Below are 24,417 nucleotides of genomic sequence, written 5' to 3'. Positions count from 1 at the left end.
GAAGATTCGAACTTCCGACCGCTCGGTTCGTAGCCGAGTACTCTATCCAGCTGAGCTATGGGTGCATTTTAAATGGCGGTGAGGCGGGGATTCGAACCCCGGATGCAGCTTTTGACCGCATACTCCCTTAGCAGGGGAGCGCCTTCAGCCTCTCGGCCACCTCACCATACGCCTCTTGCGAGTGTGCTGACTAACTTTGTTTAAGCTCATCGGCACTGCGTGGCGCACATATTACTTTCTGGCCCTTATAAGTCAAACCCTTTTTTCCTAACAATCACCCGTTTGGACATTTCACGCGCAACCTGCGCAGTTTGAAGACAAAAACAGGGTGTGAATAGCGAAAAAACGGCTTCTTTTTTAGAGAAGACGAGTCAGGGGATGTGGCACTGACAGAAATTAAAAATGAAAAACGCAGGAAATTAAGGGGAAAGGAAATCGAAAAAGCGGACAAAAGAGGTTCAGCGCCTCGCCATTAGCGAGACGCCTCGTAAATCAGTAACTCGTCTGCTGCGACTTTTCAGCCTGAATGCGCTGATAAATCTCTTCACGGTGAACAGAGACCTCTTTTGGCGCATTCACACCAATGCGCACCTGATTACCTTTAACACCTAAAACGGTAACAGTAACCTCATCGCCAATCATGAGGGTTTCACCAACTCGGCGAGTTAGAATAAGCATTCTTTGCTCCTTGAATAATTAAAAGAGTCGGGTCTCTCAGTTTCCCGGCCATTATCGATCATAAGCGGGTAAAACGTAAGCCATGACCCCTACATTAAATGTAAGCAGCCTGCAACTTCAGCCATGAGTACTTTAAGTTTAGCCGATATCGTCATTGTCGCGACTTTAATCGCGAAGCTCACACCGCCATTAAGACTGAAAACGCCATACAGCACAATAGATTATGGCGTTTTCAGGGTTAGCTATTTATTTCTTCTTACAGCTTAGCTTCAACCCAGGCTTCAACAGTCGCCAGAGCAGCAGGCAGTGCCTGCACGTCGCTGCCACCTGCCTGCGCCATATCAGGACGACCACCGCCCTTGCCACCGACCTGCTGTGCTACAGAAGCAATCAGCTCACCGGCTTTAACACGATCAGTCAGATCTTTCGTGACACCGGCAATCAGACTGACTTTATCGTCAGCGATGGTTGCCAGAACAATAATCACAGAACCCAGCTGATTTTTCAGGTCATCAACCATCGTACGCAGAATTTTAGGCTCCACGTTATCCAACTCACGAACCAGCAGCTTAACGCCTTTCACTTCTTTCGTCTGGCTGGAAAGTGATGCACTTTCCTGCGCAGCTTGTTGACCTTTCACCTGCTGAAGCTCTTTTTCCAGCACACGTGAACGCTCAATCAGGGTACGGATTTTATCGGTAATGCTGTTCACATCACCTTTTACCAGATGCGCGACATCCTGCAGCAAATCGCTTTGCTGATGCAGGGCAGTAATCGCGTTTTCGCCGGTGATCCCTTCGATACGACGGATACCTGCCGCTGTGCCCGATTCACTCTGAATGCGGAACAGACCGATATCGCCGGTACGGCTGGCGTGAGTACCACCACACAGTTCGGTGGAGAAATCGCCCATGGTCAGAACACGAACGCTGTCTTCGTATTTCTCACCAAACAGCGCCATTGCACCTTTTTCTTTCGCCTCTTCCAGATCCATGATGGTGGTCTGGATTGGCAGGTTACGACGGATCTGAGCATTCACCAGATCTTCGACCTGACGGATCTCTTCTGGTTTCATCGCTTCAAAATGCGAGAAGTCAAAACGCAGATAGTTATCGTTAACCAGAGAACCTTTCTGAGCAACGTGCTTGCCCAGCACCTGACGCAGCGCAGCGTGCAGCAAGTGCGTCGCAGAGTGGTTCAGACGGATACGGTCGCGGCGAGCCATATCAACTTCAGCTTCAACGCTGTCGCCAACGCTCAGCTTACCGCTACTCAGGGAACCCTGATGACCAATCGCTTTGCCGTATTTCTGGGTATCAGACACAGAGAACACGCCTGCTGCCGTTTTCAGGATGCCTTTATCGCCAACCTGACCACCGGATTCACCGTAGAACGGTGTGTCATCCAGAACGACAATTGCATTAACGCCCGCCTGGATCTCATTCACTGGCTGACCTTCAACAAACAGCGCCACCACTTTTGAGTGGCGTTGCAGATGTTCGTAGCCGGAGAACTGCGTCACGCCATCAACACGAACCATGCTGTTGTAGTCGGCGCTGAAACCGCTGGACTCACGCGCACGACGACGCTGAACTTCCATTGCTTTCTCAAAACCAGCTTCGTCCACTTTCAGATTGCGTTCACGGCAAACGTCAGCGGTCAGATCCAGCGGGAAACCAAAGGTGTCATACAGACGGAAAGCAATTTCGCCGTCCAGAGTGTCGCCTTTCAGAGCGGACAATTCTTCGTCCAGCAACGCCAGACCACGTTCCAGAGTACGGGCAAACTGCTCTTCTTCAGTTTTCAGCAGTTGCTCAACCATCGCCTGCTGTTCTTTCAGTTCTGTCGCAGCCGGGCCCATCACTTCTATCAGCGGAGCAACCAGTTTGTAGAAGAAGGTGTCTTTCGCGCCCAGCATGTTGCCGTGGCGGATCGCGCGACGAATGATGCGGCGCAGCACATAGCCACGGTTTTCATTCGATGGGATCACGCCGTCTGCAATCAGGAATGCGCAGGAACGGATGTGGTCGGCGATAACACGCAGGGATTTGTTGGTCAGATCGGTCGCACCCGTGACTTCTGCCACCGCAGCGATCAGTTTCTGGAACAGGTCGATGTCGTAGTTGGAGTTCACATGCTGCATCACCGCAGTGATACGCTCCAGTCCCATCCCGGTATCTACGGACGGTTTTGGCAATGGCAGCATGGTACCGTCAGCCTGACGGTTGAACTGCATGAACACCAGGTTCCAGATTTCAATGTAACGGTCGCCATCTTCTTCAGCAGAACCCGGAGGGCCGCCCCAGATGTGATCGCCATGATCGTAGAAAATCTCAGTACAAGGGCCGCAAGGACCGGTATCGCCCATCTGCCAGAAGTTGTCAGAAGCGAATGCACCGCCTTTATTATCGCCAATGCGGATAATACGTTCTTTCGGAACGCCGACTTCTTTTTCCCAAATCTCAAACGCTTCGTCATCCGTCTCATAGACAGTGACCCAGAGCTTTTCTTTCGGCAGATTGAACCAGTTTTCGCCGGTCAGTAATTCCCAGGCGTAGCTGATGGCTTCATGCTTGAAGTAATCACCGAAGCTGAAGTTGCCGAGCATTTCGAAGAAGGTGTGATGGCGTGCGGTGTAACCGACGTTTTCGAGATCATTGTGTTTACCGCCTGCGCGGACACAACGCTGGGACGTGGTGGCACGGTTGTAATCGCGCTTATCCAGACCGAGGAAAACGTCTTTAAATTGGTTCATCCCGGCATTGGTAAACAACAGTGTCGGATCGTTTGTCGGGACAAGCGAACTGCTTGAAACAATGTTGTGTCCCTTACTATGGAAGAAATCGAGAAACGCTTGACGGATCTCAGCGGTGCTCTTGCTCATAAATATCCCGGAATCATGCTGGAAGAACGGCTCTTGAGCCGGATAACGCTGCATATGGCAGCAATCTGTACAGCTCACGAACGAAAAAGTGCGGATAAGATAAAATTTCTGCGCGGGGAAGTAAAATACCGTATGCGGTCAATCGTCAAAATCGCGATAAATAGACTGTATTTCTTCCTGAAAGAAGCCCCGATAGAGCAAATAACGCAGAACTTTTGATTTTTCTTTCCAGTCAGTCGGTAAATTTTCGCCAAACTTTCTGAACGCCAAATCTCGTGCCAGCGCGCACCAGTCGACGTCTGTGTTTTCCAGTGCGACTGTTATGATTTCTTTATCGACACCTTTTTGCAGTAATTCCGAACGGATGCGCTGCGCACCGTAACCTTTATGACTGCGACCAGAAATATAGCGGCTGGCAAATTTGGCATCATCAAGCCACTGATGTTGATAACAGTAGTCGATCACCGCCTGTACATGTTCTTCCGGAATCTCTTCCGGCACCGGCCGCGGCTCTGGTTTGGCTCTGACCGCCTCTTCTTCGGCGAACTCATTTTGCGCTGGCTTTTTACGCGAAGCCCAGCTGCTTTTCTTATTCTGAGGCTTAACAAAAGGCATCGGAGGAATGAGTAACTTGCGGCGTAATTCTGTTTCGCCATGGTCGCGCTGAGCAAGCAGACGCATTGCGCGGTTTATCAGTGTATTGATTTTCGCTGCATCGCCATCTTTTTTGGGCGGTTCAAACAGTGTTGACTCGCTATTTTGTGCCACCTCTTCCAGCAGTTTTTTCAGGTCGATGACGTTCTCATTCATGATTTTTTTATCAGGTATGTTTTCATCGGACATAAGGTTTTCCCCTTATATGCAAAATGCCAGTCTGGAAACCAGACTGCATTTTAGCGACGTTTGAAAGTTACGGACAAAGTCCCCTGCCCTTCAAATGTCTTTGTCAGACAACCGCGAAATTAAAACTCTTCGCTGGTTTCCATGTTGTCGTCAGCGACTTCAGCTGTCGTTGCTGCGCTCAGTTCACCCGTGCCGCTCAGCAGCATGTCACGCAGTTTTTTATCCAGCTCCGCAGCCACTTTCGGATTCTCTTTCAGGTAGTTGCAGGAGTTCGCTTTACCCTGACCAATCTTCTCGCCGTTGTAGCTGTACCATGCACCGGCTTTCTCGATCAGTTTGTGCTTAACGCCCAGGTCGATCAGTTCGCCGTTGATGTTGATACCTTCGCCATACATGATCTGGAATTCGGCTTGTTTAAATGGCGCAGCGATTTTGTTCTTCACCACTTTCACACGCGTTTCGCTACCGACAACCACATCACCTTCTTTGATCGCGCCGATACGACGGATATCCAGACGTACAGAGGCGTAGAATTTCAGCGCGTTACCGCCGGTGGTGGTTTCCGGATTACCGAACATCACACCAATTTTCATACGGATCTGGTTGATGAAGATAAGCAAGGTGTTGGCGTTTTTCAGGTTACCGGCCAGCTTACGCATCGCCTGGCTCATCATACGTGCCGCGAGGCCCATGTGAGAGTCACCAATTTCGCCTTCGATTTCTGCTTTCGGTGTCAGTGCAGCCACGGAGTCGACGATGATCACGTCAACAGCGCCTGAACGGGTCAGCGCGTCACAGATTTCCAGAGCCTGTTCGCCAGTATCTGGCTGAGAACACAACAGGTTATCGATATCTACGCCCAGTTTTTTAGCGTAAATCGGGTCCAGTGCGTGCTCTGCATCGATGAACGCACAGGTTTTGCCTTCGCGCTGTGCTGCTGCGATAACTTGCAAAGTCAGCGTGGTTTTACCGGAAGATTCTGGTCCGTAAATTTCAACGATACGGCCCATTGGCAAGCCGCCGGCACCTAACGCGATATCCAGAGACAAAGAGCCGGTAGAGATCGTTTCTACGTCCATGGAGCGATCTTCACCCAGACGCATGATGGAGCCTTTACCGAATTGCTTTTCAATCTGGCCCAGTGCTGCAGCTAACGCTTTTTGCTTGTTCTCATCAATAGCCATTTTTACTCCTCGTCTGATGCAGGGGAACATCCCGCCTGCATCACTGAATATAATTTATGTACAGGTAATTGGCAGTAATTATACTGTATGCTCATACAGTATCAAGCCTAATTTTTAATAAACTCACGCAATGCAGTTTGTAGCGAAAAAACAGCAACTTGCAAACGCACCGCTTCGCGATCGCCGGAAAACTGCTGTTTAGCCGTCAGAACGCGCCCGTCTTTTCCGGCAAATCCGAACCAAACCGTGCCGACAGGTTTTTCTGCAGAACCACCATCAGGTCCGGCAATACCGCTGACCGAAACGGCCACATCTGCGCCCGCGGCGTGCAATACGCCCTGCGCCATTTCATGCACCACCTGCTCACTCACTGCGCCATATTGCTCCAGCGTGCTTTCAGACACGCCCAGCAATTCATGTTTGGCTGCATTACTGTAAGTAACAAATCCGCGATCAAACCAGGCGGAGCTTCCGGCGATGTCAGTAATCGCCTTGGCAATCAGGCCGCCGGTGCAGGATTCCGCACAGGTAATCCACCATCCCCTGGCCTTCAGCGCCGCCCCGATTTCCACACTCAGTTCATGTAAACGTTTTTCGTCCATATCCCCTCCCGGCGGGACATCTGAAACTACCCCGATGTTAGCATTTCTCTTCCGGTCTGCGAGTCCCGTCGAAGTGATTTGCGCGATGTATTCAGAACTGGAATAAAAAGAAAAAAGAAGGGCCACGATCTGCGGCCCTCATGAGAGTTGAACGATCCGGCGTCAGCGCGCGGCTTTCACCGCCTCACCCAGCTGCCATACCGCCATCGCATAATGCACGCTGTGGTTGTAACGGGTGATGGTGTAGAAGTTCGGCAGCCCGTACCAGTACTGGTAATTTGTGCCCATATCAAGGCGCAGCAGGCTCGCTTCCTGATAGTTGCCAAGCGATCCTAACGGGCTCAGTCCGGCGGCTTTCAATGTATACAGCGGATATTTGGTTTTAAAGCCGTTCTCCAGCAGAGGTGCCTGACCGGCTGCCGGCACCGCAATTGGCGCGCCTTTAGTCCAGCCGTGGGCTTTGAAGTAATTGGCGACACTGCCGATGGCATCAATTGGATCCCACAGGTTGGCATGACCGTCGCCGTTAAAGTCGACGGCGTAGTCTTTATAAGATGACGGCATAAACTGGCCATAGCCCATTGCACCGGCGAAGGAACCGCGCAGACTCAGCGGGTCATCCCCTTCACGCCGTGACATCAGCAGGAACGTTTCCAGTTCACCGGAGAAATACGCTGCACGGCGCGGATAGGCAAAGGATAAGGTCGCCAGCGCATCGATAATGCGGGTTTTACCCATTACGCGTCCCCAGCGGGTTTCCACGCCGATAATGCCGACAATGATTTCCGGCGGCACGCCATAGACCTGCTCCGCACGCTGCAACGCATCCTGATATTGATTCCAGAACACCACACCATTTTGCACGTTATCCGGCGTGATGAATTTGCTGCGATAACGGTTCCACGCGCCGTTTGGCACGGTCGATGGCGGACCGGAAGGTGCCTGCTGATCCATCAGTCGTAATACAAATCCCAGACGTTTGGTTTGCGACAACACATCATGCAGCTGCTGACGGTCAAAACCGTGCTCGCGCACCATTTTGTCAACAAACTGATTCATGGCCGGATCATAGGCAAAATCGCCGGTCTGCACCGCGCCGGTATGCTCAGGCTGGAGCAGAAAACCGCCGTCGGGCACCGTACTGGCGCTGGCATTTCTTCCATCGGAGAAAGGATTACGCGGCCCTTCGGGCTGAGGCGCGGGTTTATTACTGCTACAGGCAGAAAGTGTAAGAACCAGGGGAAGAATGATTGCCAGGTGGCGCATCGGATATCCGTAACCATGCAATAAAAGAGGTACAGATATGGTAGAGCATTATCAGAGCCGAAAAAACTGAAAATCACCGTCTTTACAAGCTTGTTAACCAGATTACTGCGCCATGATTAATGGAGAGGAGCGAGGTGATGTGGCGGCGGCATTTTTAATCAGTCCGGCAATTTTATTCTGTATGCTTTCTTCCAGACCAGGGTAAAGCGGCAAACAGATGACTTTTTCCGCGAGCTGGTGCGCAACAGGCAGATTTTCCCTGCTGGCACTTTCAGCAAATTTGTACATAAAGAAACTGCTGATTAAAGGATAAAAATAGCGTCGCGCCATGATGTGATTGTCTTTCAGCAATTCGTACAGCTCGTCACGCGTAAGAGCAAAATCTTCATTAACCATGATCGGGTAGTACGCATAATTCCAGGTCACATCCTCAGGGATCGACATCAGTGAAATCCCCGGAATATCCGCAAGCAGCATATTGTAATGGCGATAGAGTCTGCCACGATCATCAAGAGCTTTATCAATGTGTTGCAACTGAAGGAGCCCGTACGCGGCTTGTAATTCATTCATCTTGCCGTTGATACCCGCCGCGACAACGGTAGTCTCATTAACGAAACCAAAATTTTTCAGATAATCGATGCGCTGCTTCATTTTGGCGTCGTGACAGATAATGGCACCGCCCTCAATCGTATTGAACACTTTGGTGGCGTGAAAACTCAAAATAGACAGGTCGCCCTGACGCAGGACGCTGACGCCATTTTGTTTAACACCAAAAGCGTGGGCAGCATCGTAAATAACCTTCAGCCCGTACGCATCCGCCAGCTCTTCGATTTTGCGGGTGTTACAGGGGATACCATAACAATGGACGGGCAAGATTGCCGTTGTAGCCGGAGTAATCGCCTGCTCAAGCTTGTCTGCATCAAGGTTGAACGTCTCAGGATCGGTATCGACAAAGACCGGTGTAAGGCCATTCCAGAGCAGAGAATGTGCCGTAGCGACAAAAGAATAAGGCGTCGTGATCACCTCACCGGTGATCCCCAGCACCTGAAAAGCGGTCAGTAAGGCCAGCGTACCATTTGAAAACAAACACAAATGTTCCACACCCAGATACTCAGACAGTTCTTTTTCCAGCTGTTGATGATACGGACCACCATTGGTCAGATGCTGACTTTCCCAGATATTTTCCAGATAAGGAATGAACTCCTCAAGCGGAGGTAATAAAGGACGAGTGACAAATATGTTTTTTTCCATGATGGCTGTAATCCTGAGAAAGTTAGAACAAGCGATATTCTGATAATAAGTCCCGAACCGTTTCTACAGAGCAGTTCATCAGCACATCAATAATAGAAAGACTAGGATGAAACTCCTCACGACCTTGCGGATAGCGGATGTCATTCATTTTTATAAACTTCAAATCCAGCCTTGATTTTAAAAACTGTTCGCGGTCATATAAATCAACACCACCCGCACTGTTAATATAAACATCTGCACCAAGTGAATGGCATATAGCAATAATTTTGTCGCTGGCACTGCCCGTCTGAGCATAATTAATCTGGCTGGAAAGCATCACGACCTTTTCTATACCCAGATAATCAAAGAAACAGCGCATCATCTTCTGGCACATCAGGGCAATACTTCGCTGTTCAGACTGCAACACCTCTTCAATAATGGGGAATACGGATACGAAGAAAGGTCTTTTATGATAGGCATGCCGTAATTGTGTGATGAGTTTCCCCACATCCTGACTAAATTCAAGTTCCTTTATAGGCTTGAATAAAGAGGCACCCGGGACAGGAATAACAAAACGCTGAATCTGACCGGCGCTGAGAATGCAATTCCTGTTAACAAAACCCCTTTTGATATAATTAGCATTGTCATACAACACAAAAATATCACATGTAGCAGCAAGCTGGAAATAGCCTAAATATGGAAAAATGTAAGGTTGCATGATAGCAACACGCTTTAATTCACTCATCACAAATACTTTCCGGAACAAAATAAAATACGGTCTCTAAAAGACCCTCGGAATAATGGCGTAAATGAATTTTATAGTCCGAATTGTAGCTGAGAACCCGCTGCGGAATTGTCCAAAGATCATCAGGTTTGTGGTAACAACAAATCGCCAGCAGGGGCTTTTGAGTTTTAATAATATTCTGTGCACCGGCTAATGCGGGTAATTCATAACCCTCAATATCCATTTTTAAGCAGCTGACTTCTCCATTAAGCAATTCATCCAGCGTAACAACCTCAACGGTAACATCGCCTGAATCACAAATCTTAGATGCACTGCCGGCCCGTGAAAACCGCAGTGTTTCTGACTGGTTCGAAACACCATAAGGGTAGACTCTCACACCCGGAAGAGCGTTTAGCGTTTGCGCGATAAGCTTGCACTGGCTGATGTCGGGTTCAAAAACCTGAATACTTTTATAATCCGGAAACCGTCTCGCAAATTCCAGACTGGTTGCACCATCATAACCGCCACAATCAACGAAGTGACGGGCATAATCTTTGACGAAAGGCAGATCAAAATACTGCTCATTCGTCCGGCAGGTAAACCCTTCAAGTGCCGCTAAGCAGTTTGTCAGCCTGAAATTAATAATTTTGTCGAACGTTTCTGCTGAGAGATCATCTGCCAGCTGATAACGTACGTTGTCATAGCGGCTTTTATTCAGCCGGTAATCATCGACAAAAGCCTGACCATGGTAAAAAGCGACAGGGTTTAAAAAAGTACTGAAGTAACGATAGAAGGAAAAGAAATCCAGACAGTCACACGGTTGATCTTTCATCACCCTCTGGGCGGTAAGCGGGTGGCAATCGGCAATTCCGGATACCACCATGGCATCTGCCGGCACCTCTGACCATGTAACGACAGGCAGGCCGTCAACCGACGTGGCATCAGTAAACTCATCGATAAATCCGGTTATCGCAAACTTTTTGGCAATATCTTTAGAATAAGGCGTCACCCCAAAAGCAAACCGTGGTCGGGTAGTTTTTGCAAACTCCTCGCAAAATATAACAGCATCTTTATATATCATAATAATTTCCGTATCCGGTTAACGTAGCAAAAACTCAACAGCATCCACATCCATCACTGCGACATTTTTCAGCTTCGCGACATCCTGACGTTCAATAAAATAGTTATCGATAAAAAGACTCTTCTCAGGAATATAAAATGACTTCTTATCTGTACTTTCCGTTAAATGAATAACCTGATCGAATAAAGACTCAGCAATGGCAGACTGACGCAGGGTATCAACAGGATCGCTGATATGCCGGGTAATCAGGTGAAGTGATTTTCCCTGTGCTTTGCATTGATAAAGTAATGCCATCACAGCCGGAACGGCATGACCGTTAATGATTAGCGTATCGTCGAGATCAATAAAAACATGTTCAACAGGAATATCGATACGGCTGACGGTTTTAACGGATCTGTCAACCAGAGTGATATGTTCACTGGCGAGCGGCGTTATACTGCGCTCCAGAAAATCATGCAGCGTCATCAGAGGTAAATTAATTCCACGCGCGCGCTGGAAAACCATTGTGCCTGCAATACGGCAAGATATTTCCAGCAACTTCCATTTGCCATATTTATCTTTTTTTAACTGAACAAACCACGGACCACGAAACACCAGGCGGGAATTTATCGTGGTAATGATTTCCATGATTTCATCATCCGGGTTCTGTTTTTGCGAACGCATACTGATACCGGCACGTACACGTTCCCGGCTGCGCGGCCCTGCCCAGATGAGTTGCCTTTTTCGATCGGTGAAACAATCGACTGTGATTTCTTCACCGGGCAGAAACTCCACCACCAGTGGCTGAGGAACGTTTTTAATGGCCTGAAGTAACTGAGCCGCATCATCGACCCTCTGAACATCCTTTCCCCCCTGCCCGCAATCCGGTTTAATCAGCACCGGCCATTCTGCAACGGGATATTCCGGGTGATAACAGGCGGGCACCCAGCGACAATCCTGGAAAAGCGCATAGGTTTCACTTTTATAGCGGGTAATTTGTGCAGTGGTGGCATTGCCATTCACCAGATAAAAGCCCTGCCGCTGCGCCAGTAGCGCAAGTTTTACGGCCACACTGTCATGGGTAGCAAAAACAATATCCGTCTGGCACTCTTCTAAAAGGGCCAGAAAAGCATCGTCAAAACTTTGGTCATCAATCAGCGGCAAATCGCCCCGGTAATTTTCGAACCTGAATTCACCATGATCGCTGACGCCTGACGCCCCCACTAACTGATTAACATGCACGGAATACCGGAGTGCCTGATATATTTCACCCGCATTTTCCGAGCCGCACGGGAATACTAAAACGTTTAATTTTTTCATTTAAGTTTTTAATTTACCCCCCCGCAGACGGGTTAAGAAAATCAGCGACTTTTTCAACAATGAATTCCATTGCCGCAATGCCATATCTTTGATCGACAGGTAAAGGGGGAAATATCCCCCGATAGCATCTGAGAATTTAGTCATCGGCAAGAACTATGGCTTGTGCGGGTAATCCTTGCTGGTGCAAGCTCCAGGCCTGTTCGAGGACTTTTTCAAAATAGAATGCGCGATGGCTGACTCTTTTTTCTCTTTCCAAAATACGGTCACGAAGAGACAAGCGCACACTGTTCAGATGCTCAAACTGTCCATTGAGCGCGACAGCTTTCGCCACGTATTCATCGGTTGAACTCGCGACAAACTCCTCAAGACCCAGGAATTTCATTGCCGCGCCGGCCTGACGTGACACGACACTGTCGCCCGCCAGTGTCAGCGACGGGACGCCCATCCAGCTGGCATGGTTGGTGGTTGTACCGCCGGTATATGGGAAGGTATCGAGGATAATATCCACGTCATTATGCATTTGCAGATAAGGCCCAAAACCGCACTTAAGACGGGCAATAATTTGCTCCCTGCGGACTCCACGACTTTCAAACTCCAGCATGTATTTTTCGATCATTTCCTCATCGCTCATTGACGCGAAAAGTAATCTGGCATCAGGAAGCTGAGTTAATATTCTTGCCCATGCATCGAGCACAGCGGCGGTAATTTTTTGCGGGCGGTTAAACGTGGCAAACGTGATATACCCATTTTTGAGCGCAGGAAGAGCATTAACATCTATATTGTAATCAGCAGGTTCGAATTGCTTAGCCGCAGGTAAATAAGCCAGTTTCTCAGTAAAGTGACTGTCTAATACCCCCGGCTCGGCAAAATTGCTGTCAATAAGATAGTAATCCATCTCTTTTACGCCGGTAGTCCCCGGATATCCTATCCACGACATCTGAACCGGCGCCGGTTTCAGACCAAAAACAGGTAAGCGGTTGAATGCCGTATGGCCCGATAAGTCGATCAGGATATCAATCCCATCCGCTGCAATTTTCTCTGCCAGCTCAATATGACTCAGACTTTTAACGTCATTCCATTCTGAAGATAATGCCGCATAAAGCTGTGTATGGCGGTCATTAGACGGAGAAACATTGTAGCCAATGACGTCAAAGCGGGTTTTATCGATTGAACTGAGCACAGGATAGATGAAGTTACTCACCGGATGTTCCCTGAAGTCACCCGATACAAAACCAACCCGCAGGCGGGGATTGTCATTCACTAAAACCGGGCGTTCAACCGTCTTATTTTTCGCCCACGCGCTCAGCTTTTGACCGTACTTCTGATGCTCGGCAAGGATTTCTTCTGGCGAACATTGATGATCGTGAAGAATGACAAACAACATGTTGCTGTAATTAGCAAAATATCCGAGTGAAGACTCTGACAATCTCACGCCTTTTTCCAGATACTCTCTGGCTTCACGCATCTGATTACGTTCGCTCAGCACATTGCCTAATTTGAGCAGGTATGTTGCGTTATTACTGTTCATGTCTGCGGCTTTACGTGCGCAGTATTCATATTTCAGGCTGTTACGCAGATCGTTATAAACTTTACCCAGTAAATCCCATGCTTCAGCATTTTTGGGGTGATTTCTCAGCAAATGCTGTGCAACTTTTTTGGGATAATGACGATCATTAAGTTTTGAAAGGCACAATACAATACCGCTGTAAAATTCAAACAACCCCGAATTGATCGACAACCCTTTGGTAAGGCATCTTAATGCCTCGTCGACATTATTTGCCTGATGATAAATAGAGGATATATCGCTTAACAACGTGACACTGTCCGGGTATCTGGTTCTCAGTTCTTCCATGATTTCAAAAGATTCCTGAACATGCCCGGATAAATACAGCCCTTTCACTTTACTCAGTGCTTTCTGGTCTACATCATTTTCTGTTTTTTTACTGAGGCTTTTATGACCGGCATGTTCCTGACGGAATCCCCCTTCCTTTGTACTTGCGGAAAACAGCATTAAGCTTGAAATCCGGCGTCGGGCAATATCCACATCTTGCAATGCCATGACCTGCTGATATAAGCGTAACCAGGCAATGTCTGAACCGGTTAGCAACCCTTTGCTCACCAGATCCATCGCCAGCTTATAACTTTCCTCATCTGAAAGACGTATACCAGACTGAACAAACCCGGCTTCACTTTTCTTCAGAACAGCCTTCTCCCCCCACAGATTCTCTGACTCGATGTATCCGCATTCGGGCCAGATAATGTTGTCAGTCGGATAAATCAGCTTAAGATTACCAAAGCGTGAGAGGTTATAAGGCGAAGGCGTTAAAGACGCATAAATACCTGAAACGTTTTCAATATATAATGCCTGCAGTGTTTTAATCACATTGCCGGCATGCTGTTCAGGTTCTTCTGGCAAATACGTATTCTTTATAATCTGCTGCGTACTGACACTCAGCGGCCAGCTGTTTCCCATTACATCCAGGATCCGCCCCAGCAAATCATTATCTGAAGTCAGGGATTCTCCCTGGCGATTATAGAAAGTTTTTGCATCCGCTTGTCTTTGATAATTTCCTGCCCAGTGCAAATTTTCAATTTCGCGGAGTTGCACCTGTGCATGAATCACTGAAGGATTATTTTTGGAAATCAAAAGACTAAAGCGAACCTGCCGGTCGACGGCAAAGTCCAGATATTGCTGCGCAGTGATTTTATCGAGTAGTTCTGTGGCCGTTGTGTGTACAAGGGCGACCTCTTTCCCGTAGTGCTGTGCTATTTCATACTGAGGCGTCACATCCCCGACGTAGTTAACATTTGATTTTATAATGTCGTGAGTAAAATTAACCAAATAGCGTGCATCATTTTTACTGTAAATATAACGTACAGCCAGCTCTGTATCCGATAAAGATAATGCTTCAGTGATACGGTCTTTCAGGGCACCGTCAGGATGAGCAATATTCATAAATCCCAGCATCGCTCTGGCTGATGAGATTTTCTCTTCATCGCTGACTGAATTTTGGGTGTGCAGTGCAAGGGCCTCACGCAATGTGTCAGTGACCTGTGCGCCCGGTAACGTATTCCACTTTACCGCGATAATTCCCTGTTCTGTTAAATGTTGCTCACAGAAACTCAGCAATGAATAACGGGTTTCCTCATCCAGCAGGCTGAAGAATTGCTGAATAATAATGTAATCGAACTTACCCGGATCAATGGAAAACAAATCCTGTAAACCCAGGCAATATAAATGGGTATTTTCAATTCCAAAGGCGGAAACCTTCTGTTGTCCTTCTCTGACAGAATCAGGGTCAACATCTATTCCTGCTGACGAACTTAAAGGATTCGCAACGGCAAAGCGAATGAGATCCTCGCCCTCGCCACAACCGATCTGGAGAACGTTCGCCGTTTTCGGATCAGCGCCTTTTACGCCATACATTGCCGCTGAGGTATAAATTCCGGCAGGAGAAAAGTGATGAGATGAATACAAATCTTTCAAAATATAAATCCTGTTATCTCAAATTTGTTTTAGTTATCTGTAAGCAAAGCTACCGCACGACTCGCGCAATGCAGCCTTATTTTTTACACAGTAATAATATGGGGGTATTTTATCATCAGAACTCAAGAGTCCATTGTTTGAAAAGATGACAACTTAACGACCAAATAGAGTTATCAGGTAAAAAAAACGGAAGAGACATATTTGCCTCTTCCGGTAATAACGAGTGTCATCAAATTATTTAAAATTCGGTCCAGGCACCTTCCGTTGTGCTGACGTCTTTTTTAAATGCAGGTTCTTTCACCTGAGTGTTTTTCTTAATCCGGCCCGTCTGACGGACAGGTTCTCCGTGAACAGACTCCTCCATCACAGGCTGTGTTGCATTATCGGCTTTTTCCACACGGAAGAACGAGACGATATCAAACAGGTGCCGGGCATTATTATTTAGGTTTTGAGTTATCACGGATGACTCTTCCACCATTGCCGCATTCTGCTGAGTGGCTAAATCCATTTCATTCACCGCCATCGCTATCTGGGAAACCCCTGTACTTTGTTCTTCAGAAGCCTGGGTTATTTCCTGCATGATATTGCTGACGTGGGTGACGGACGTGACAATCTCATGCATCGTTTTACCTGCATCTTCTATCAGGCGCGCACCGTCATCGACGTTTTTAACAGACTCATTAATCAGCAGGTTAATTTCTTTTGCCGCATCGGCACTGCGGGCTGCAAGATTGCGAACTTCACTGGCGACAACGGAGAAACCGCGGCCCTGCTCACCGGCACGCGCAGCTTCAACCGCGGCATTCAGTGCCAGAATATTCGTCTGATTAGCAATACCATCAATCACGCCATTGATTTCAGAAATTTTGCGCGCACTTTTGGAAATTTTATCCATTGTGGAAACCACATTGGCCATTACCGAAGATCCGTTATCCGCACTGGTACGTGCTTGCTGAGACAACAGGTTTGCCTGACGTGCATTTTCGGCATTGTTAGACACGGTGGTTTTAATTTCTTCCATGCTCGCGGCGGTCTGTTGCAGTGCGCTGGCTTGTTCTTCGGTTCGGGAAGCCAGATCGTGGTTACCGGTATCGATTTCCGAAGCATCGGTTCTGATGTTACCCGATGTAAGACGGACGGAAGTAATAATCCCGCTCAGTGATCCTTTCATGTTCTGCAGCGATTCCAGCATCACACCAATTTCGTTGCGAGCCCCTGTTTCAAACTCATGGAACAACTCGCCGGAGCTGATTTTATCCAGCATGGATGACGCTGTTTGCAGACGATTAAACACAAATCGTTTGATAAGAATAAATGACAGACATGAGATACAGACAGTCAATGCCAGAAGGATCCCTGAGGTGATCAGGAATGCAAGACGGTCTGCAGAAAACTTGTCAGTAATATTACTCTCAACCCTCACGCTATAATCTGCGTATTCCTGTACTGCGTCATCCAGCGCATTTTCCAGCTTGCCGTTATCGAAGCCGGTATTGTTGTAAGCTTCGAGAGAACGCATATTATTGGTGTAGTTTTCAATTAATGCGTTAAATTTATTATAAACATTGGTCGAAAGAACTTTTCCCTCTTTACTGTTTTCAGGAGCGCGCTGAAAATTACTGACATGACGCTGTGCATTTTTAATTCCTTCTGAAATTACTGCTGCTTTTTCTGCCAGTACCTCATGAGAAGCCGTCGGGTCATTGTACACATAGTTAATATCCCCGCGGACAGAGCCAATAAATGCACCCATGTGGCGTAACTCTCTGAGATCTTGAGCCAGCGTTTTCATTTCATTGAAAGAATCACTGGCTTGTGACATGGATTTAAATGAAAAAACCGAGGTGATTACCAGGATAAAGCAAAGCAGGAATAAAATAGTCTTGATCAGGGTCGATATTTTGAAGGATGCCATTAAAGCCTCTGCAATAATCTACTATATAAAAAAGTCAGGTCAACAGAAGGATTATTTTTGTCAGTTGCTCAAAAATATCTTCCATCATATTTTCAAAAAACGGCGCAAGGGTGTACATGATCATCGACATCGCTATCATGCCAATACTCAGCGTCAGCGGAAAACCGACGACAAAGATGGAAAGCTGAGGCGTCAGGCGGTTAAGCAGTCCCAGCGTCAAATTCAGTGTCAGAAGCAGAGTGATAATGGGTAGCCCCAGCATCAGCCCGCATTTAAAGACCATTCCGGCGGTGTAAGTAATCGCTAACAAACCATCTGCGTTGATCGGCGTTGCACTGACTGGCAGTAATATAAAACTGTCCGCCAGGGTATTAAGCATCCATAAATGACCATTAAAAGTCAGAAACAGCAACGTCACGAGCAAATTCAGGATGCGGGAAATCACCGGCATATTTCCCCCCGCCGCCGGGTCAAAAAATGTGGCAAAGGATAATCCCATTTGCAGACCGATAATCTCCCCGGCATTACGCACGGCCACGAAAATAAACTGCACCGTCAGCCCGATTGCAGCACCGATAATGAACTGTTGCGCGGCTACCCATAATCCGGCGAAAGAAAAAATTTCAATGTGCGTGTTGGGCTGATGTTGTCCTATCAGTAATGAAATCACGATCGCCAACCCTATCTTGGCTTTCTTCCCGATGCCCTGCTCATTAAAAATTGGCGCGGTCGTGAATAAAGCCAGCACCCGCAGCATTGGCCAGAAATACTGGTTCATGACGGCATATAAGCTGGCAACGGACAACGTAAGCATAACTATCCGATGACGTACGGCAAATTAGTAAAGAGCGTGCGCATATAATCCAGAAAAAGATTTAGCATCCACGGCCCCATCAGAATACCGACAGTCACGATCATCAGTATTTTTGGAATAAATGATAATGTCATTTCATTAATTTGCGTGGATGCCTGGAATATGCTGACCAGCAATCCGGTGAACAATGCGGCGAATAACAAAGGTGCCGCAATCATTAACCCGACTTTCATGGCCTGAAACCCCATCGCCATTACACTTTCCGGTGTCATTTTTCGTCCTGTTTAACGGTTAACTTTTTAACTTTTCACGGCTTAACTAAAGAAACTTTGTGCCAGTGAGCCCATCAGTAATTGCCAGCCATCCACCAGAACAAACAGCATCAGTTTGAAAGGCAATGAAATGGTTGCCGGGGGAACCATCATCATGCCCAGCGCCATCAGTACGCTGGCGACCACCAGATCGATAATCAGGAAAGGAATGAAAACGGTGAAGCCAATCTGGAAACCGGTTTTCAATTCACTGGTCACGAACGCGGGCAGTAAAATGCGCAGAGGCACTTCTTCCTTACTTTGGAAGTTTTCTTCTTTAGCCATGCGCGTATACAGCGCCAGATCGGTTTCGCGGGTTTGTTCGAGCATAAATCTGCGCAGTGGCTGAACGCCTCGTTCCAGCGCGGTTTCCATGCTGATTTTATCTTCCGATAAAGGCTGCCAGGCGTCTTTGTAGATCTGATTAAAGACCGGAGACATAACATAAAACGTCAGGAACAGCGCCAGCCCCAGTAAGACCTGATTGGGCGGTGTAGAGGGCGTACCGAGTGCATTGCGCAATAGTCCTAACACGATGATCACCCGGGTAAAACCGGTCATCATCAGCAGTATGGCGGGCAGGAAAGTGAGTGAGGTCAGCAGAACCAGTGTCTGCACCGGCAGTGACCAGCTTTCCCCATCGGCTGAACGGGTCAGCATCACATCACCGCTGGCAGCAAAAACATCACGGGCAGGTAATATCAGCCCGACAATCATTAAAAGAAACAGTCCCGAAGGCAGCCACCGGCGGGAATTGTGACGTGAAAATAAACTCATTCCGCTGGCTCCGTTTTACGTTTTTTCAGCAGATTCATCAGCGTGGACTGGAAGTCGACAGACGCTGATACAACCTGTGTTGCACCTTCATCAGGGGGCTTATCAAACGTGGCGAGACAACTGATCTGGCCCGGCGTGACGCCAAGCAAAACTCTTTTATCATTCATATCAATAACGACTACACGCTCGCGCTGCCCCAGAGAATGACTGGCCACCACAGAAAGTATCTGGTTGCTTTTAGGGTGATTGCGGGCAAACCCTGTGCGACGTGCAAGCCAGGCGAATACGGCAATGATCATCAGTATCAGCACCAGCGCACCGCCGACGTTCACCAGGATTGAACCGGGCATGGCCGTATCGACAGTCGAAGGAAGGGTCTGAGTCTGGGGCTGCGGGGTAGTCTGCATCATCATTACCTGCTCAGGCGATACATCCGCTCTGAAGGTGTAATAATATCGGTAATGCGTACGCCGAATTTATCGGAAACCACCACTACTTCACCCTGAGCAATCAGATAACCATTAATCAGAATATCCAGGGGTTCACCTGCCAGACCTTCCAGAGAAACAACCGATCCCTGGCTCAGACGTAATAATTCCTTGATCGTCATTTTTGTCCGGCCTAATTCCACCGTCATTTTGACCGGAATATCGAGGATCAGATTGAGATCCTCTGAAAAGTTTGTCACCTGTGCCTCTTTTGTGGAGGAGTTATCCGCGGCTTGTTGTTCACTCATCGCATCACCCCAAAGATCATCGATGGATTCTTTATCAGAACCGCCCGAAGTTGTAGTGTCAGTCATTGGGGAATTACTCCTTTTTTAAAGATAATAAAGCGGGATTCATCATTTGCTCTACTTTCAGAGCATATTGGTTATTGACACAACCATATTTTCCCGAGAATACAGGAACGCCATCAACACGAGCTTCAATGCTCTCTTTTTTATCAATGGGAATAATATCCCCTTTCTGCATATTCATAACTTGCGAAAGGCGGGTGGAAATGTCGGAGAAATTCGCCACCAGCTCAAGTTCAGTATCTCTGACCTGAGAAGCAAGCGTACTCCGCCATTGCCGGTCTTCCTGTTTGGAATTTTCCATTGGCGGATTCGTCAGTAATTCGCGCAAAGGCTCGATAATGCTAAACGGAATACAAATATCAAACTCGCCCCGGTGCGGGCCAATTTCGACATAAAAAGGTGTTGTCACCACAATATCGTTAGGTGACGACGTAATATTGGTGAATTTCACCTGTATTTCTGCGCGGACATATTCCGTTTTCAGTTTAAAGATGGAACTCCAGGCGAAATCGTACGCCTCAAGCGCCATCGTCAGCATCCGGTTTATCACGCGCTGTTCGGTCGGCGTGAATTCACGGCCGTCCGCTTTGGTAGGAAAACGTCCGTCTCCGCCAAATAAATTATCCACCGCCATGAACACCAGATTGGGCGAGAAGACAAATAACGCCGTCCCGCGCAACGGGTTCATATGCACCAGATTAAGGTTGGTCGGTACCGGAAGATTACGGGCAAACTCATGATACGGTTGAATTTTAATGCTTCCGGCAGTGATATCCGGGCTTCGACGCAGAAGATTAAACAGTCCCATACGAAACTGTCGTGCAAAACGTTCGTTAATGATCTCAAGTGAATGCAACCGTTCACGAACGACGCGACGCTGAGTATTCGGATCATAGGGTTTGATCCCGTCATCCTGCACTGCATTGTTAGCAGTGGTCTCGCTTTCTGCGTTGCTGCCGCCATTTAAAAGGCGGTCAATTTCAGCCTGAGATAATATACTGTCAGACATAGAAATTACCGTAAGATGAATGCGTTAAATAATACATCAGTCACTACCGCACTGTGATTCGGTGCGAGAGGTTTGCTGACGGTCTCTTTTATTTTCTCTGTTAATCCGGTCTTACCTTCATCAGAAGAGATATCTGTCGCCGTCTGATGTGCTAAAAGAATTAATAAACGACTCCGGACTTCCGGCATATATTCTTCCAGCAGGGACTTCGATTCCGCGTCTTTTACCCTCAGCGTGAGACCAATATAAAGCACGCGGTCTGAATCATTCGCTTCCGGTTTCAGACTGACGGTGAAGGTGTCCATCTGCACATATACCGGCACCGCTGGCGCCGCATTTTTTACTTTCGCCGGAGCATCACCCTTTGCTCCGGCTTTCATATTCTTCATTTCGTAAAATGTATAGCCAGCAAAAGCACATGCTCCCACAGCAACAAGCATCATTAATAACATAGCCAGGGAACTTTTTTTCCCACCCCCGCTGGCCTTCTGGTTCTTCTTGGACATTATCTGGGAAACCCTGTTGTAAAAATAAGCCGGCGAACAGGCCGTAATAGATGCTCTGATAAGCCGTGCATTCTATTACAGTCGGACACCAGAACAATTCACGAAAGAAATGAAATTAGTGTTGCCAATTCGCTCTATAAATTTTTATGTCAAACAAATGTATTAATACCGTTGGAATAATGGAGAGTTTTGTTACTTATTTCCGGCTTGTCATCGGCCAGATGCGCATTCTCCTGCCCGTCATCTTCTGTGGATCTCCGGCCGATGATCGTCGGACTGCGCGGAGGCACTCCACGACGAAGAAGAGTCAGCGCCGACACTGCTTTGTCCCAGATGGATCCCCGACTCCGCCAGTGATGTACGCAGATGCGGCATCGCCGCTTCCAGTGCAGCGCGCACCTGATGGTTCTCGGTAACAAAATGCAGCTGCGCCTGATCGTTATTCAACCGCAGGCTGATTTGCAGCGCCCCTAACTCTTCCGGATGAAGGCGTAACTCCGCATTGTGAATGCCGTTACGTGAAAAATAAGCCAGCTGCTGCCCTACGGCCTGTTGCCACGCCGGGGTGCCCAGCGCCTGATTAATCACCGCCGGAGACGTCGTGACGCCTGTTGCCGGAGCAGCCGTCAGCTCGCTGACTGGCGTAACGTGCGGTCGCAGGCCGGTTTCTGGTGTCAGCAATACGGAGCTTTCCTGTCTCACCGGCAGTGCCGGATTCAGTTCAAATCTGGCCGGTGCGGCGGCAGGTTCTTTTGGCGCAGCGTCGGTTTTCGTCATCACAGACAGAAAATCCTTATGCTGATCGGCGCTGGTCTTATCGGTTCCCTGCTTGCCTTCCAGCGAAGCCTGTGCGGCCAGTGCAGCCTGTGAGACGGCTTTCGGCTTCATGCTTTCCGGCATCATAAACGCACTGCCCGGACGTTCCTGGCTAAGTGCAGCCTGGACTTCAGCTACCGGATCCGCCTGAGCTGGCATCACCGGTGCGTCAGTCGTGGGTGCCGGTTGCACAGGCACGGCAGCATTCTGCGTAACGATTTGCTGCAAAGCCAAAAGTTGCGGATCAACAAAAGGCGTCTCAGGCGTCTGCACTTCGGGTGCCGGTTGCGGCATATCTGTGATCAGATCCACCGGCGGTAACTCAGCGGGCAGTACGGGCACGGGCACGGGAACAGGCACCGGCAGCGGTTCAGCTTCTGCACGGGTATTATCGGGCTGTGGCGTATCAGGTTGCGTCGTCTTCGTATCCTTCGCGGGCAAGGCCGGTTTGGTCGGATAGGCTTTTTCGAGAGAGGTCGCGAAATTCGCCTCACCGGTTTCAGGCGTGGTGCCTTTTTCCGGCATTTTTGTTGGGGTTACACCGCTGACGACAGAGCTGGCCTGGACAATCATAAAAGTTCTCTTCCCATGCAGGCACGCTGCGCAAATTCATCCATGAGCTTTTGCTCCTGTCGGTTTTCTTTCAGCATCCGTACGTCGTCTGCCCGGCTTTTAAGGGTTTCAAACGCATTGAGACGCTGCTTATCGTGGCGCCAGGTCAGCAGTGTTTCATTGACCGTGTTCTGGCATTTCTGCACCTGATTCGCCTGCTGCTTAACGACATTTCCCAGCGAATCAATGAAAGACTGGCGGTTGAGCAAATCAGCCACCGGGATCCCTTTACCGGACACCGTCGCCCGAAGCTGTTGCTGATATTCCAGCTCGAAGCTTTCCAGCTGACCGAGTTGTGTCGCCGCCAGCGTATAAGCCTGCTGAACTTTGCCCAGCTCAGCGGTGGTATCTGTCAGTGTTTGCTCTGCAAGTTCACGCAGAAAATCCATCGGATTGGTGATAGCCATAATTAATTAGTCACCTCAGGCTTTGGGTTGGTCTGAAAAAATGGCATCAAGCTTGTCGCCCGCTTCCTGATAACCGCTGCTCTCGTAGATCGCCTGCTGTAAATAGGCTTCCATCTGCGGGTACAGGCGAATGGCTTTATCCAGCAGCGGATCGCTGCCCGCCGCGTAAGCCCCGACGCTGACCAGGTCACGGTTACGCTGATATGAGGAAAGCAACTGCTTGAAGTTTTGGACTTTTTTGTAATGTACCGGCTCGATAAGCTCGGTCATCGCACGGCTGATGGAGGCTTCAATATCAATGGCCGGATAGTGGCCGGATTCAGCCAGACGACGCGACAGCACAATGTGTCCGTCAAGGATCGCACGGGCGGAGTCGGCGATCGGATCCTGCTGATCGTCGCCTTCCGTCAGAACGGTGTAAAACGCGGTGATCGACCCCCCTTCTTTCACGCCATTCCCCGCACGTTCAACCAGTGCCGGTAATTTCGCAAACACAGAAGGCGGATACCCTTTGGTCGCCGGAGGTTCACCGATGGCCAGCGCGATCTCACGCTGCGCCATCGCATAGCGGGTCAGGGAATCCATGATCAGCAGGACATCCAGCCCGTTGTCGCGAAAATCTTCGGCGATACGCGTGGCATAGACCGCGCCCTGCATACGCAGGATCGGTGAAACGTCCGCCGGGGCGGCAATCACCACAGAACGCTTGCGCCCTTCTTCGCCGAGAATATTTTCGATGAAGTCTTTCACTTCGCGGCCACGTTCACCAATCAGGCCGACGACAATCACATCGGCTTTGGTGTAGCGGGCCATCATGCCCAGCAGCACACTTTTCCCGACGCCGGAACCGGCAAACAGCCCCATACGCTGACCACGACCGACGGTCAGCAGGCCGTTAATCGCACGGACGCCGACGTCCAGCACATTTTTAATCGGGTCACGTAACAGCGGATTCACCGGTGGCGTAAACAGCGGGCCGTGTTGTGCCGTGACCGGCGGCGGCAGGCCATCGAGCGGACGGGCGCTGGCATCAAGTACGCGCCCCAGCAGTTCTCTCCCCAGCGGCAATTGCTTACCTTTGCTGGCTCCTTCCCCGCTTTCAAGCGCATAAACCCGCGCGCCCGGTAAAATGCCATCGACATTTTCCAGCGGCATCAGATACAAAATCTGGCC

22 protein-coding genes and 1 tRNA gene are annotated in these 24,417 nt (G+C 48.8%); all 23 read right to left on the bottom strand.

Annotated elements, in window-relative coordinates; genetic code table 11:
* Nucleotides 1-73: 73 nt before the first annotated feature.
* Nucleotides 74-166, bottom strand: a tRNA-Ser gene (locus tag UC15_RS23755).
* Between the two features lie 326 nt (nt 167-492).
* Complete coding sequence (gene csrA / locus UC15_RS23750; RefSeq protein WP_013574027.1) at nt 493-678, bottom strand: carbon storage regulator CsrA; 186 nt, start codon at nt 676-678, stop codon at nt 493-495.
* Between the two features lie 256 nt (nt 679-934).
* On the bottom strand, nt 935-3,562 hold the full coding sequence (alaS, locus tag UC15_RS23745) for an alanine--tRNA ligase (RefSeq protein WP_112291460.1): 2,628 nt from the start codon (nt 3,560-3,562) through the stop codon (nt 935-937).
* Nucleotides 3,563-3,700: 138 nt separating this feature from the next.
* Nucleotides 3,701-4,267 carry a recombination regulator RecX gene (gene recX / locus UC15_RS23735; protein WP_198659761.1) on the bottom strand — a complete coding sequence of 189 codons (567 nt, stop codon included), beginning with the start codon at nt 4,265-4,267 and terminating at the stop codon, nt 3,701-3,703.
* Nucleotides 4,268-4,524: 257 nt separating this feature from the next.
* Nucleotides 4,525-5,589: a recombinase RecA gene (gene recA / locus UC15_RS23730; RefSeq protein WP_112291457.1), complete on the bottom strand. Its 1,065-nt coding sequence runs from the start codon at nt 5,587-5,589 to the stop codon at nt 4,525-4,527.
* Between the two features lie 107 nt (nt 5,590-5,696).
* Complete coding sequence (gene pncC / locus UC15_RS23725; protein ID WP_112291456.1) at nt 5,697-6,191, bottom strand: nicotinamide-nucleotide amidase; 495 nt, start codon at nt 6,189-6,191, stop codon at nt 5,697-5,699.
* A 162-nt stretch (nt 6,192-6,353) separates the two neighbouring features.
* Nucleotides 6,354-7,457, bottom strand: coding sequence for a lytic murein transglycosylase B (gene mltB / locus UC15_RS23720; protein ID WP_112291454.1), 1,104 nt, complete (start codon nt 7,455-7,457; stop codon nt 6,354-6,356).
* Nucleotides 7,458-7,559: 102 nt separating this feature from the next.
* Nucleotides 7,560-8,708, bottom strand: coding sequence for a DegT/DnrJ/EryC1/StrS aminotransferase family protein (locus UC15_RS23715; RefSeq protein ID WP_112291452.1), 1,149 nt, complete (start codon nt 8,706-8,708; stop codon nt 7,560-7,562).
* 22 nt (nt 8,709-8,730) lie between these two features.
* Nucleotides 8,731-9,432, bottom strand: coding sequence for a WbqC family protein (locus tag UC15_RS23710; RefSeq protein ID WP_112291450.1), 702 nt, complete (start codon nt 9,430-9,432; stop codon nt 8,731-8,733).
* Nucleotides 9,425-10,492, bottom strand: coding sequence for an FkbM family methyltransferase (locus UC15_RS23705; protein WP_112291448.1), 1,068 nt, complete (start codon nt 10,490-10,492; stop codon nt 9,425-9,427). Before UC15_RS23705 ends, UC15_RS23710 begins: the two co-directional genes overlap by 8 nt.
* Before the next feature lie 18 nt (nt 10,493-10,510).
* Nucleotides 10,511-11,791: an ATP-grasp domain-containing protein gene (locus UC15_RS23700; protein WP_112291446.1), complete on the bottom strand. Its 1,281-nt coding sequence runs from the start codon at nt 11,789-11,791 to the stop codon at nt 10,511-10,513.
* A gap of 136 nt (nt 11,792-11,927) precedes the next feature.
* On the bottom strand, nt 11,928-15,278 hold the full coding sequence (locus UC15_RS23695) for a methyltransferase (RefSeq protein ID WP_157961029.1): 3,351 nt from the start codon (nt 15,276-15,278) through the stop codon (nt 11,928-11,930).
* A gap of 238 nt (nt 15,279-15,516) precedes the next feature.
* Nucleotides 15,517-17,193, bottom strand: coding sequence for a methyl-accepting chemotaxis protein (locus UC15_RS23690; RefSeq protein WP_112291442.1), 1,677 nt, complete (start codon nt 17,191-17,193; stop codon nt 15,517-15,519).
* Nucleotides 17,194-17,227: 34 nt separating this feature from the next.
* Entirely contained in the window at nt 17,228-18,007 is a 780-nt protein-coding gene (fliR, locus tag UC15_RS23685) for a flagellar biosynthetic protein FliR (RefSeq protein WP_112291440.1), read from the bottom strand.
* Between the two features lie 2 nt (nt 18,008-18,009).
* Nucleotides 18,010-18,279 (bottom strand): flagellar biosynthesis protein FliQ, encoded by a 270-nt coding sequence (gene fliQ / locus UC15_RS23680; protein WP_112291438.1) that lies wholly within the window; start codon nt 18,277-18,279, stop codon nt 18,010-18,012.
* A gap of 42 nt (nt 18,280-18,321) precedes the next feature.
* A complete protein-coding gene (fliP, locus tag UC15_RS23675; protein ID WP_232829978.1) occupies nt 18,322-18,978 on the bottom strand; it encodes a flagellar type III secretion system pore protein FliP in 657 nt (218 codons plus the stop codon).
* 113 nt (nt 18,979-19,091) lie between these two features.
* Nucleotides 19,092-19,508 carry a flagellar biosynthetic protein FliO gene (fliO, locus tag UC15_RS23670; RefSeq protein WP_232829977.1) on the bottom strand — a complete coding sequence of 139 codons (417 nt, stop codon included), beginning with the start codon at nt 19,506-19,508 and terminating at the stop codon, nt 19,092-19,094.
* Complete coding sequence (gene fliN, locus UC15_RS23665) at nt 19,508-19,897, bottom strand: flagellar motor switch protein FliN (RefSeq protein WP_112291435.1); 390 nt, start codon at nt 19,895-19,897, stop codon at nt 19,508-19,510. The genes fliO and fliN overlap by 1 nt, the downstream gene beginning before the upstream one ends.
* A gap of 7 nt (nt 19,898-19,904) precedes the next feature.
* Nucleotides 19,905-20,903, bottom strand: a complete 999-nt coding sequence (gene fliM / locus UC15_RS23660; RefSeq protein WP_112291433.1) for a flagellar motor switch protein FliM — start codon at nt 20,901-20,903, stop codon at nt 19,905-19,907.
* Nucleotides 20,904-20,908: 5 nt separating this feature from the next.
* Nucleotides 20,909-21,409 (bottom strand): flagellar basal body-associated protein FliL, encoded by a 501-nt coding sequence (gene fliL, locus UC15_RS23655; RefSeq protein WP_112291432.1) that lies wholly within the window; start codon nt 21,407-21,409, stop codon nt 20,909-20,911.
* 240 nt (nt 21,410-21,649) lie between these two features.
* Nucleotides 21,650-22,798, bottom strand: coding sequence for a flagellar hook-length control protein FliK (locus UC15_RS23650; RefSeq protein WP_232829976.1), 1,149 nt, complete (start codon nt 22,796-22,798; stop codon nt 21,650-21,652).
* Nucleotides 22,795-23,244, bottom strand: a complete 450-nt coding sequence (gene fliJ, locus UC15_RS23645) for a flagellar export protein FliJ (RefSeq protein WP_112291430.1) — start codon at nt 23,242-23,244, stop codon at nt 22,795-22,797. The genes UC15_RS23650 and fliJ overlap by 4 nt, the downstream gene beginning before the upstream one ends.
* 15 nt (nt 23,245-23,259) lie before the next feature.
* Nucleotides 23,260-24,417, bottom strand: a 1,158-nt coding sequence (locus UC15_RS23640; protein WP_112291428.1) for a FliI/YscN family ATPase, incomplete at its 5' end; no start/stop codon positions are given.

Source organism: Rahnella sp. AN3-3W3, assembly GCF_003263545.1.
Taxonomy (GTDB): Bacteria; Pseudomonadota; Gammaproteobacteria; order Enterobacterales; family Enterobacteriaceae; genus Rahnella; species Rahnella variigena.
This window is presented reverse-complemented; position numbering and strand designations above follow the sequence as displayed.

Excerpts from the sequence above, each read along its gene's own strand:
- fliQ (WP_112291438.1), bottom strand. The coding sequence starts at position 18,279 with ATGACACCGGAAAGTGTAATGGCGATGGGGTTTCAGGCCATGAAAGTC.
- fliM (WP_112291433.1), bottom strand. The coding sequence starts at position 20,903 with ATGTCTGACAGTATATTATCTCAGGCTGAAATTGACCGCCTTTTAAAT.
- csrA (WP_013574027.1), bottom strand. The coding sequence starts at position 678 with ATGCTTATTCTAACTCGCCGAGTTGGTGAAACCCTCATGATTGGCGAT.
- alaS (WP_112291460.1), bottom strand. The coding sequence starts at position 3,562 with ATGAGCAAGAGCACCGCTGAGATCCGTCAAGCGTTTCTCGATTTCTTC.
- UC15_RS23690 (WP_112291442.1), bottom strand. The coding sequence starts at position 17,193 with ATGGCATCCTTCAAAATATCGACCCTGATCAAGACTATTTTATTCCTG.
- mltB (WP_112291454.1), bottom strand. The coding sequence starts at position 7,457 with ATGCGCCACCTGGCAATCATTCTTCCCCTGGTTCTTACACTTTCTGCC.
- fliL (WP_112291432.1), bottom strand. The coding sequence starts at position 21,409 with ATGTCCAAGAAGAACCAGAAGGCCAGCGGGGGTGGGAAAAAAAGTTCC.
- UC15_RS23715 (WP_112291452.1), bottom strand. The coding sequence starts at position 8,708 with ATGGAAAAAAACATATTTGTCACTCGTCCTTTATTACCTCCGCTTGAG.
- UC15_RS23705 (WP_112291448.1), bottom strand. The coding sequence starts at position 10,492 with ATGATATATAAAGATGCTGTTATATTTTGCGAGGAGTTTGCAAAAACT.
- UC15_RS23700 (WP_112291446.1), bottom strand. The coding sequence starts at position 11,791 with ATGAAAAAATTAAACGTTTTAGTATTCCCGTGCGGCTCGGAAAATGCG.
- fliJ (WP_112291430.1), bottom strand. The coding sequence starts at position 23,244 with ATGGCTATCACCAATCCGATGGATTTTCTGCGTGAACTTGCAGAGCAA.
- fliO (WP_232829977.1), bottom strand. The coding sequence starts at position 19,508 with ATGATGATGCAGACTACCCCGCAGCCCCAGACTCAGACCCTTCCTTCG.
- fliP (WP_232829978.1), bottom strand. The coding sequence starts at position 18,978 with ATGCTGACCCGTTCAGCCGATGGGGAAAGCTGGTCACTGCCGGTGCAG.
- pncC (WP_112291456.1), bottom strand. The coding sequence starts at position 6,191 with ATGGACGAAAAACGTTTACATGAACTGAGTGTGGAAATCGGGGCGGCG.
- fliN (WP_112291435.1), bottom strand. The coding sequence starts at position 19,897 with ATGACTGACACTACAACTTCGGGCGGTTCTGATAAAGAATCCATCGAT.
- UC15_RS23650 (WP_232829976.1), bottom strand. The coding sequence starts at position 22,798 with ATGATTGTCCAGGCCAGCTCTGTCGTCAGCGGTGTAACCCCAACAAAA.
- UC15_RS23710 (WP_112291450.1), bottom strand. The coding sequence starts at position 9,432 with ATGAGTGAATTAAAGCGTGTTGCTATCATGCAACCTTACATTTTTCCA.
- recA (WP_112291457.1), bottom strand. The coding sequence starts at position 5,589 with ATGGCTATTGATGAGAACAAGCAAAAAGCGTTAGCTGCAGCACTGGGC.
- fliR (WP_112291440.1), bottom strand. The coding sequence starts at position 18,007 with ATGCTTACGTTGTCCGTTGCCAGCTTATATGCCGTCATGAACCAGTAT.